General features: G+C 68.8%; 3 protein-coding genes and 1 pseudogene. 2 read left to right on the top strand and 2 right to left on the bottom strand.

What is annotated here, in order from left to right:
- Window positions 1-335 precede the first annotated feature (335 nt).
- A complete protein-coding gene (locus ACF1B9_RS24820) occupies window positions 336-2,165 on the top strand; it encodes a flavin-containing monooxygenase (protein ID WP_391743415.1) in 1,830 nt (609 codons plus the stop codon).
- Window positions 2,159-3,271: pseudogene (locus tag ACF1B9_RS24815) on the top strand (hypothetical protein); the annotation flags it as partial. The gene ACF1B9_RS24820 and the pseudogene ACF1B9_RS24815, both read left to right, overlap by 7 nt.
- 31 nt (window positions 3,272-3,302) lie before the next feature.
- Here the strand turns inward: ACF1B9_RS24815 and ACF1B9_RS24810 are convergent.
- A complete protein-coding gene (locus ACF1B9_RS24810) occupies window positions 3,303-4,097 on the bottom strand; it encodes an integrase (RefSeq protein WP_391743417.1) in 795 nt (264 codons plus the stop codon).
- Between the two features lie 241 nt (window positions 4,098-4,338).
- A complete protein-coding gene (locus ACF1B9_RS24805; RefSeq protein WP_391743419.1) occupies window positions 4,339-6,525 on the bottom strand; it encodes a hypothetical protein in 2,187 nt (728 codons plus the stop codon).
- Between the last annotated feature and the right edge of the window lie 5 nt (window positions 6,526-6,530).

Below are 6,530 nucleotides of genomic sequence, written 5' to 3'. Positions count from 1 at the left end.
TGGAAGCCTGAAGAACTCCCATCATCGCAGGTCACAAGGCACTTCCTCGTTCCAAGAAGAGTTATCCACAGACACCGAATCGGTGGATCAAGGCTAAGGGCTGCCCCGTAACCCCTGGCGGGCGCACGACGACAGCTACGGCACCTCGCCGCGCTGTCGGAACGTCCGCATACATCCAATATGCGGACTCCCCTCTGCCTTGCGATGGGATCGCAAGGCAGAACAGGGGTTCACAGCCACCGACGACAACGCGGCGACGCATGGCACCGGAGCACACGAGCCCAGCGTGATCCGAACGAAGGACCCCGACCCCGCCCCACACCCACAGGAGAGCCATGCCCACCCCCCATGCCCCGCAGGAACTCGGCTTCGACCTCGACGAACTGCGTGCCCGGTACCGCACCGAACGGGACCGGCGTATTCGCCCGGAGGGCAGCGGACAGTACCGGCGCCCCGAGGGTGAGTTCGGCCGGTTCGACGAAGACCCCTATGCCGACGGTGAGCCGACGCGGGAGCCCCTCGACGACCGGGTGACGGCCCTGATCATCGGCGGGGGCTTCGGCGGACTGCTCGCCGGAGCCCGGCTGCGCCAGGCGGGCGTCGACTCGGTCCGCCTGATCGAAAAGGGCGCCGACTTCGGCGGCACCTGGTACTGGAACCGCTATCCGGGCATCCACTGCGACATCGAGTCGTACGTCTACATGCCCCTGCTCGAAGAGGTGGGGTACGTCCCGGCGTGGAAGTACGCCCCGGGCGAGGAGATCAGGCAGCACGCGCGGGCGATCGCACGCCGCTTCCAGCTCTACGACGACGCGTGTTTCCGTACCCGGGTGACCGAACTGCGCTGGGACGAGGACGAGGCGGAGTGGCTGGTCGCCACCGACCGCGGCGACCGGATCAGGGCCCGCCACGTGGTCGTCGCCACCGGCACCCTCAGCCAGGCCAAGCTCCCCGGCATCCCGGGCATCGAGACGTACCGCGGCCACACCTTCCACACCAGCCGCTGGGACTACGCGTACACCGGCGGGGGCGCCGACGGCGGACTGCACAGGCTCGCGGACAAACGCGTCGCCCTGATCGGGACCGGCGCGACCGCCATCCAGGTCGTCCCGCACCTCGGCGCCGACGCCCAGCACCTGTACGTGTTCCAGCGCACCCCGTCCACCGTCGATGTGCGCGGCAACCGGCCCACCGACCCCGACTGGGCCGCGTCCCTGACTCCCGGCTGGCAGCGGCGCCGCATGGAGAACTTCCTTGAGACCGTCACCGGAGCACGTGTGGCGGAGGACCTCGTGAACGACGCCTGGACCAGCAGCGCCCGGCTCCAGGAGAAGATGATCCCCACCAACAGCTACGCGCACATCCCGGCCGAGGAACGCGAACGGGCCTACGAGACAGCCGACTTCCAGAAGATGAACGAGCTGCGCGGCCGCGTCGACAGCATCGTCACGGACGCGGCGACCGCGGAGAAGCTCAAGCCCTGGTACCGCTACATGTGCAAGCGTCCCACGTTCAGCGACACCTACCTGCAGACGTTCAACCGGCCCGACGTCACTCTCGTCGACACCGCCGACACTCACGGCGTCGAACGCATCACGGACCGGGCCGTCGTGGTCGGCGACACCGCGTACGAGGTCGACTGCATCATCTTCGCGACCGGCTTCGAGACCGGCGTCTCCGGCGTGATGTCGGGAAAGCTGCCCGTGTACGGACGCGGCGGCGCGAGCCTCCTCGATTCCTGGAAGGGCGGACCCAGGACCCTGCACGGGTTCTACAGTCACGGCTTCCCGAACCTGTTCCACATGGGGCCGCTGCAGAACGCCAGCGCCGTCAACTTCGTCCACGTCCTCGACGAGCAGGCCACACACATCGCCGAGGTCGTCGCGCAGGCCCGCGAACGCCGGGCGAGGTACGTCGAGCCGACCGCCGAGGCCCAGGACGCGTGGGTGGCCACGATCCGGCGCAAGGCCGCCGATCTGTACGCCTTCCACGCCGAGTGCACCCCCGGCTACTACAACAACGAGGGCCGACCCAGGGAGCGGAGCCAGGCCTACGGCGACGGCCCGGTCGCCTTCCACGAACTGCTCCGGAACTGGCGCGAGAACGGCGGTCCGAGCGATGTGCTCGTCGGGAAGCAGGACGACGAAGAGGCGGGGACGTGGTGAGCGCGTTCCCCAACCGCTTCGACGCGACCGGCCGGGCCCGGACCACCAGTGGCCGCTGGAAGGCCCGCCGCCTCAACCCGCCCAACCGGCTGTGGGGTTCCAACGGCATCGCCTTCGGGCCCGACGGACGACTCCACGTCGCGCAGTTCCTCGCCGGACAGATCAGCGCCGTCGACCCGGCCACCGGGGACGTCGAGGTGATCGTGCCCATGGACGGCCCGGTGCAGTCGCCGGACGATCTCGCCTTCGGCGCGGACGGTTCCATGTACATCGCCGACCTGGTGCCCGGCCGGGTCTGGCGCCGCCGTCCTGACGGCACGTACACCCTCGTCTGCGACGAGATCACCAACCCCAACGGCATCACCTGCATCGGCGACCGGCTGTTCGTCAACGAGATGAAGCCCGACGGCCGCCTGATGGAACTCTTCCCCGACGGCGGCGACCCGGTCGTCCTCACTGACGGACTCGCCCTCGGCAACGCCATGCAGCGAGGACCCGACGGGCACCTGTACTACCCGCACATGGTCACCGGACAGGTATGGCGGATCCCTCCCGACGGAGGGGCACCCGAGACCGTCGGAGAGGACGTGCACGAGCCCGTCGCCGTGCGCTTCGACCTCGGCGGCGTCCTGCACGTCCTGTCCCGGGGTGCCGAAGGCTTCGTCACCCGCATCGACCTGCACGGCACAGGCACCCGTAGGCTTCTCACCAGCGGCCTCGTCGGCCTGGACAACGCCGCCTTCGACACCGAGAACCGGATGTACGTCTCCAGCTACGCGAGCGGCGGCGTCACCGAACTGCACCCTGACGGACGGATCCGCGAGATCGTGCCCCGCGGCTTCGACGGCCCCTACGGCGTGACGATCGACCTCGGCGGCACCGTCTATGCCGCCGACCACTACCGCATCGCGAGCCCCGCGGACGAGCGGGAAGGACCCACGGAGGGCGGCGTCACCACGCGCGCCCTGTTGACCTTCGCGCACGGGGTCGTTTCCGACGGCGGACTCCTGCACCTCACCTCCCAGTTCGGGGAGGTGCGTACGTACGATCCCGTGCGGGGCGACTCGCGGCGACGGGCGAGCGGACTGGACCAGCCGTTCGGCATAAGGAGCCCGAGGCGGAAGTCGCCTGCGACGGTCAGGCCTCGCCGAGGTCGGTACAGTACGCGATCGTCGCATCGTCCGCCGCCACCGCGTGGCGAGCCTCCGCCTGCCGGACACGATCGATGACTTCGGCGGGTCCGCTCGACTCCAGGACGGCCATGACCCCTGGCCAGTCGGTGAGCCGGAACCTGTCCACGACGCGGCCGGCTCCATTGCTGAGCAGGACAGCGCCGGTCAGTTCGGAGACCGGACAGCTTCCGGTGATCGCCTCGTCCGCCGCCCGCGGGTCGTCCTTGGCCACCCAGAAGCCACCGGGCTGGTTCCGGCGGGCGCGCAGGCTCCGGAGGACTCGGTGGTACTCCTCGCTGCCCGCCGCGGTGGCCCGGAGCGCGGACCGGTACGACCGGCTGATGATCACCTCCCGGGGATCCGAGACGACGAGCGGCGCATCGTCCGCCCTGTTGAGCACGACGACCGAGTCGCCGAGCACCAAGTACTCGATGAGGCCGTCGGACAGGCGCAGGACGGCTACGGTCGCCGACGGACTGATGGGGTCGGTGACGTCGCAGATGCCGCGGTGATCGTCCGTCACCTGCTCGATGGCCTCGGCGAGCAGCGCCGAAAGGCCGCGGTCCCGCACGAGTGACAAGAGGCCGAGGAGGCTGCCTCCCAGGCGACTGGCGTACCAGGCCACACCGTGCCGACAGGCTGATTCGGCGCCGGGGATGCCGGCGCCGTCGATCAGTACCGCCGCCGTCGGCAGGGCGCCGGTGAAGTCCTCGTTCGTGCGACCGGTCCGCGCCGCGGCGCTCGTCATCGTCACCCGCATGGCCTGTCCCCGTCCTCCCGTCGGTCAAGGCGCCGATACCACCGAGCGCCGACGCGCCTCGGGCGCACACATGCTCCCTTTGCATGATTGCCGATGTCGAGGAGCATGTCGTCGGCATGGAGGGCCGACCTGGTGGCGATGGGCGCCGACCGCCATGGGAGCGATCGACCGGCCCCGGCCGGGCTGGTGCCGGGTGCACGGACACGGCGTCCACAGGCCGGCCGGCGGTACCCTCCGACGCTCAGGGGACCCAGCGGTAGAGCAGCACCTTGTTGAAGAGATCGTCCTCGACGTTGACCAGGTACTCCCCGGTGGAGCGCCGGACCGCGGAGATGCCGTAGGGGATGTCGACCCACCCGGTCCGGGTGACGCCGCCGACGTTGCTGCCGGGGAGCCAGCTGCCGACGGCGCTTCCGTCGCCGGCCCTCCAGACCCAGACCTGGCCGCGGGTCTGGACACCGACCGTGAAGATGTAGTCGCCTGCCCACGCGAGGCCCACCGTGGTCACGCCCGGTGTCGCCGTGGTGTCCCAGGGCAGGAGCATCGTCCAGGTTGCCGTTCGGTTGCCGGTGCTCCAACGGTCATAACGTGCCAGGACCTTGCCGGCCTCCTTCCAGTAGGCGTTCTCGAACGGTGCTGTGGGGGTGTACCCGGACATATACATGACGTCGCCGGCAACGTCGTAGTGCAGGCGGCGGACAGTGGTGAACGGCGCGGGCAGGGGGACCGTCACCATGCTGGCGTAGTCGTAGATCGGGTTGCCCTGGGCGTCGAAGCCCTGCAGGGGGTAGCGGCGCAGGTTGCGGTCCCCACCCTCCCAGACGTCGCCATTGGTGTCGACGAACCAGACCCAGCAGTTGCCCGGGGAGTTCTGGCCGGTGCCCGTCTGGAAGTATTCGCCGGCCTCGAACTTCCCGTTCCCGCTCAGGTCGCGCCAGATCCATTCGCCCTGTGCCGGCTGGTAAGGCGGCCACGTGGGGTCGTCGCCGGTCCAGTGCTGTTTGAAGAACGCACCGGACGGCTTGGCGATCTCGCCCTCGAAACGGTAGATGAGCAGGTGCGAGGAGTACATGCCGGTGATGTACATGTACAGCGAGCCGTTCTTGCGCACCAGCATCGGAGAAGCGGCGTGGTGCTGGTGACCGGCCAGGAACAGGCGTGCGTCCTGGGGGTACTTGACGGAGTCGAGGGAGTAGCCGCGCCAGGCCGCATCGCGTCCCGGTGGTTTCGTGACGTCGAGACGGTAATGGCACTGCTTGGTGTAGACGTCGAGCCCGTCGGACTGCGGGTCGAAATCGGCGGCGTCGACGAAGGCGCTCCCCTGGAGCTGCCAGACCAGGTTTCCCAGGGGGTCGAACTTGCGGATCCATGACCCGAACTCGCACATGGCGACGTACACGTTGCCCGCCGAGTCACCGCCGACTCCGGTGATACCGAAGAACTTGTCGGCGATGTTGCGGCCCGGCGTTCCGGCCCCGATACCGCCGGCGAGGCCCAGGCTTCGCGCCAGCACCGGCGTCCCGGACAGGCTGCCGTACGTGTGCACCTGGCGGAGTGGGCCGTTGTCGCCGACCAGCAGGTCGCCATGGACGTCGATCGCCAGCGAGGTCGGGATCCAGTCGCCCGAAGGCCCGTTGATGGTTCCCGGCAACGCGGTTCCGGTGTTGGAGAAGTGCAGGATCCTCGCCGGACGCGCGGAATCGACGTGCCAGAAGTGTCCGTCGTTCGTGTCCCGTGTGATGTTCTCGACGACCCAGATGCCACCGTCGGCGTCGACCGCGACCGCGCCCGGCTTGTTGACGCTCCAGCTCCGCAGGAGCGATCCGGTGGCTGCGTCGAACACCTTCACCTGGTTGGACACTCGGTCGGTGGCCACCACCTGCGTCGCCGAAGCGGCCGCGGCGGCCGGCGGGCTGCCCACGTTGAACGTCAAGGACGTGCCGGTGCCGTTCAGGTTGAAGCGCGTCAGGCCATTGCCGACGGTGAGGTAGGCGTAGGCCCGGTTGACCGCGACCGCGTCGCCGTTGGCACCTTTGCAGTTCCCGACGAGGTGGCCGTCCTTGTAGATACCGGCATAGTTGCCGGCCTCGTCCCAGAAGCTGACGGTGTAGACAGCGCCGTCGGGGGTGACGGCGATGTTGAAGATGAAGTTCTGCACCCACTCGGTGGCCCCGGAGAACGTGTTCCCGGTCCAAGAGGTGACGACATCGGACGTGCTGATGGATGGGGAGGCGGCGGTCGCTGATGCGGAAAGGCCACCTGACGCAGTGTCAGGCGCTGCCGTCGCGGTGGCGGCGTTCTCCATGGAGAACGCACCTGTCAGTCCAGCCGCGATCGCGGCGTTCCTGCCGTAGACCAACGCCTGGCGACGGGTCACCGCGCCTTTGCCGGGTGAGGGGAGGTTACTTTCCGGCGTCCTGTCGCTCATGATCA

Source organism: Streptomyces sp. NPDC014727 (genome assembly GCF_043083485.1).
In the GTDB taxonomy this organism is placed as follows: Bacteria; Actinomycetota; Actinomycetes; order Streptomycetales; family Streptomycetaceae; genus Streptomyces.
This window is presented reverse-complemented; position numbering and strand designations above follow the sequence as displayed.

Bases quoted from the DNA above. Each gene is read 5' to 3' on its own strand.
- ACF1B9_RS24820 (WP_391743415.1), top strand. From the start codon at position 336: ATGCCCACCCCCCATGCCCCGCAGGAACTCGGCTTCGACCTCGACGAA.
- ACF1B9_RS24810 (WP_391743417.1), bottom strand. From the start codon at position 4,097: ATGCGGGTGACGATGACGAGCGCCGCGGCGCGGACCGGTCGCACGAAC.
- ACF1B9_RS24805 (WP_391743419.1), bottom strand. From the start codon at position 6,525: ATGAGCGACAGGACGCCGGAAAGTAACCTCCCCTCACCCGGCAAAGGC.